Genomic DNA, 3975 nt, shown 5'->3' with positions numbered 1-3975 from the left:
CGCCGCGGCCGGTCTCGACCGCGACTCGGTGCTGCTGCTCGTCGGCGGCGCCCGCGGCATCACCGCGCGCTTCGCCCGTACGGTCGCCGCCGCGAGCCGCTGCCGCATCGAACTGCTGGGCCGCACCCCGGTGCCACCACCGGAGGAGGACCCGGCGACGGCCGGCGCCGCGGGACGCGACGAGCTGCGCAAGGCGTTCATCGCCTCCGGCATGAAGTCGCCCGCCGAGATCGAGCGCGCGACCTCCGCCGTCCTCGCCGAGCGCGAGGTGCGCGAAACCCTCGCCGCCCTGCGGGAGTCGGGCAGCCACGCGCGCTACCGCTCGATCGACGCCCTCGACGAGGAAGCCGTACGCGCCGCGGTCAAGGAGATCCACGCGGAGCACGGCAGGCTCGACGGCGTGGTCTACGCGGCGGGCGTCATCGAGGACAAGCTGATCGCGGAGAAGTCCCCGGAGTCCTTCCGCCGCGTCTTCTCCACCAAGGCCGACGGAGCCCGTCTGCTGCTCGACGCCCTCGGCGCGCTGCCCGAATCACCGCGCTTCGCCGTGCTGTTCGGCAGCATCGCCGGAGCGCTGGGCAACCGCGGCCAGGCCGACTACGCCGCCGCCAACGACGCCCTGGAGGAGCTGGGACGCCGCTGGTCCACCGAGGACCGGCGCGGCCTGACCGTCCACTGGGGCCCCTGGGCGGCGTCGGAGACCAACAGCGGCATGGTGACGCCGGAGCTGATGCGCTCGTACGCGGCCCGCGGCATCAAGCTCGTCGACCCCGAGGAGGGGCCGCTGAGCCTGCTGCGCGAACTGGCCTGGGGAGCGCCCACGGTGCACGCGGTGGTCGCCGCTGCATCCGGCTGGTGACCAGCGTGTCTCCCGCCGAGCGGGGCTCCTCCCGCGAACCCGTCGCGATCGTCGGCATGGCCGCCCTCTTCCCGGGCGCCGGCGATCTGGACGGCTACTGGAAGAACATCGTCGGCGGCGTCGACGCGATCACCGACGTGCCCGCCGGGCGCTGGGACGAGGAGTTCTACGCCGCCTGGGGGTCCCCCCGGACGGAGTCCGGGGGAGGACCGCGCCGCGCGGACCGCGTCTACTGCCGGCGCGGCGGATTCGTCGACGACACCGCCGAGTTCGACCTGACGCGGTTCGGCATCATGCCCACCTCCGTGCCGGGGACCGAGCCCGACCAGCTCATCGCCCTCGACGTGGCGCACCGCTCCATCGAGGACGCGGGCGGCGACGGCGTACTGCCCGGCGACCGGCAGCGCGCCGGGATCGTGCTGGGCCGCGGCGGCTATCTCACGCCAGGGCTGGTCCGGCTCGACCAGCGTGTCCGTACCAGCCACCAGGTGCTGCGCACCCTGCGGGAGCTGGTGCCCGAGCTGGACGAGGAGCGCCTGGAGCAGGTGCGCTCGGCCTTCGCCGAGCAACTGGGGCCGGAGGCACCGGAGTCGGCCATCGGCCTCGTGCCGAACCTGGCGGCCTCCCGCGTCGCCAACCGCCTCGACCTGCGCGGACCCGCCTACACCGTGGACGCCGCGTGCGCCTCGTCGCTCGTCGCCGTCGACCACGCCGTACGCGAACTCGACGCCGGACGCTGCGACATCATGCTCGCCGGCGGCGTGCACCACTGCCACGACATCACGCTGTGGTCCGTCTTCAGCCAGCTCGGCGCGCTCTCCCGCAGCGAGCGGATACGGCCGCTGCACAGGGGCGCGGACGGCGTCCTCATCGGCGAGGGCACCGGCGTCGTGGTGCTCAAGCGCCTGGCGGACGCCGAGCGGGACGGCGACCGGGTGTACGCGGTGATCCGCGGTNGAGCCTGTTCAACCCGGACCCGGGCGGCCAGGTGCGCGCCGTGCGGCAGGCGGGGGACGCCGCCGGGCTCGACCCGCTCGCGCCGGACGCCGTCGGCCTGATCGAGGCGCACGGCACCGCCACGCCCGCCGGCGACGAGGCCGAACTGACCACGCTGGCCGAGGTGTTCGGGCCGCGGACGGGCACGGGCACGGGCACGGGCACCGGCGACGGCGGCGAGGACACCGGCCCGGCCGGAGACGAACGCGCCCCGGCGGCCATCGGCTCGGTGAAGTCCATGATCGGCCACACCATGCCCGCCGCCGGCATCGCCGGACTGATCAAGGCGGCGCTCGCCGTGCACCACGGCGTGCTGCCCCCGACGCTGCACTGCGACGACCCGCACCCCGCCCTCTCCCGTACGCGCTTCGCGCCGCTCGCCGAGGCACGCCCCTGGGAGGAGCCCGCCGGTGCGCCGCGCCGTGCGGGCGTCAACGCCTTCGGCTTCGGCGGCATCAACGCCCATGTCGTACTGGAACAGGCCGCACCGCGCCCGGCGGACGGCGCGGACGCCGCCGCCTCCGGCACCGGCACCGGCACCGCTTCCGAGCACGCCGCCGCGTCCGAAGTGCCTGCCGCCGCCCGCGTCGTGGAGCCCGAACGCGTCCTGCGGCTGGCCGCCGACGGACCCGAGGCCCTCGCCGACGTCCTCGCCCGGGACGACGACGCCGTGCTCGCGGCGGGCCTCGACGAGCGCGAACAGGCCGCCGGACGCTGCCGACTGGGCATCGTCGACCCGACGGCCCGGCGGCTGAAGCTCGCCCGCAAGGCCGTCGCCAAGGGCACCCCGTGGTCCGGACGCAGCGACGTGTGGTTCAGCCCGCGCCCGATACTCGGCCCGGCCGGCGGACGCACCGCGTTCGTCTTCCCCGGCCTGGAGGCCGAGTTCGACCCGCGCGCCGACGGGCTGGCCGAACGCTTCGGACTGGACTTCTCCCAGGGCCGTGACGCCGAGGTCGGCGACGTCGGACGGCACGGAGCCGCGGTCTTCCAGCTCGGCCGGGTGCTCGACGCCGCGCTGCGCAGGCTCGGCGTCGTACCGGACGCGGTGGCCGGGCACAGCGTCGGCGAGTGGACGGCGATGGCCGCGGGCGGCATCCACGCCGCCGACGAGGTCGACGCGTTCCTCGCCCGCTTCGACCCGGACGCGCTGCGTGTGCCGGGCGCGGTCTTCGGCGTCCTCGGGATGCCCGCGGAGGAGGTCCTCGACGAGCTGCACGGACGCAGCGACGTGGTCCTCTCGCACGACAACGCGCCCAACCAGTCGATGATCTGCGGCCCCGAGGAGGCCGTCGAGGCCATCGTGCTGCGCATGCGCTCCCGCGGCGTGATCGGCCAGGTGCTGCCCTTCCGCTCCGGCTTCCACACGCCGATGCTCGCGCCGTACCTCGGCCCGATCCGCAGCGCGGCGGAGACCTACCGGCTGCATCCGCAGACCACACCCGTGTGGTCGGCCACCACGGCCTCGGTCTATCCGCAGGCCCCGGACGAGGTACGGGAGTTGTTCGTACGGCATCTGCTGGAGCCGGTGCGCTTCCGGCAGATGATCCTCGCCATGTACGACGCGGGCCACCGCGCCTTCATCCAGCTCGGCGCCGGGCAGCTCGGCTCGCTCATCGACGACACGCTCGCCGGGTGCGACCGGCTGGTCGTCTCCGCGCACTCCGGTGCACGCGACAGCCTCGCCCAGCTCCGCCGCGTCGTCACCGCCCTGTGGGCGGAGGGCGCCGAGCCGGACGTACGGCCGCTGCTGGACCCGGACGCGGCCAGTGGTTCCGGAAGCGTCAACGACGCGGCGGGCAAGGGCACTTCGGGGAGCGCGGGCAGGACCGCCGCACGTCCCGGCGTACGGCTGGACCTGGACGGTGCGCTGATCTCGCTGCCGTCGCGGCTGCACGGCAGCCTCTCGGGGGCGGCCGGGACGGCGTCGTCCCCGCCGTCGGCACCCGCCGCCGCTTCCGGTTCCGGTTCACCTTCCGGTTCCGGTGCCGCCGCCGCTGCCGGGGCTTCCGCCTCGATGGCCCGGCTCGACCAGGCGGGCGCGGCACACCCGCTGGCCGCCGAACTCTCCGCGCTGCTGCACGACACGGCCTCCGCCGCCGCCGACGTGCTCGGCGCCG

The 3975-nt window shown here is 75.3% G+C and carries 1 protein-coding gene and 1 pseudogene; both read left to right on the top strand.

The annotated features are described in order from the left end of the window. On the top strand, nt 1-859 hold an 859-nt coding region (locus AN218_RS11880), incomplete at its 5' end, for an SDR family NAD(P)-dependent oxidoreductase (RefSeq protein ID WP_141747539.1). Between the two features lie 56 nt (nt 860-915). Further along, nucleotides 916-3975: pseudogene (locus AN218_RS11870) on the top strand (beta-ketoacyl synthase N-terminal-like domain-containing protein); the annotation flags it as partial.

It is taken from the genome of Streptomyces nanshensis (assembly GCF_001751255.1).
Classification (GTDB): domain Bacteria; phylum Actinomycetota; class Actinomycetes; order Streptomycetales; family Streptomycetaceae; genus Streptomyces; species Streptomyces nanshensis_A.
Note: the sequence above shows the minus strand (reverse complement) of the source record. Positions and strands in the feature narration are given on the sequence as shown.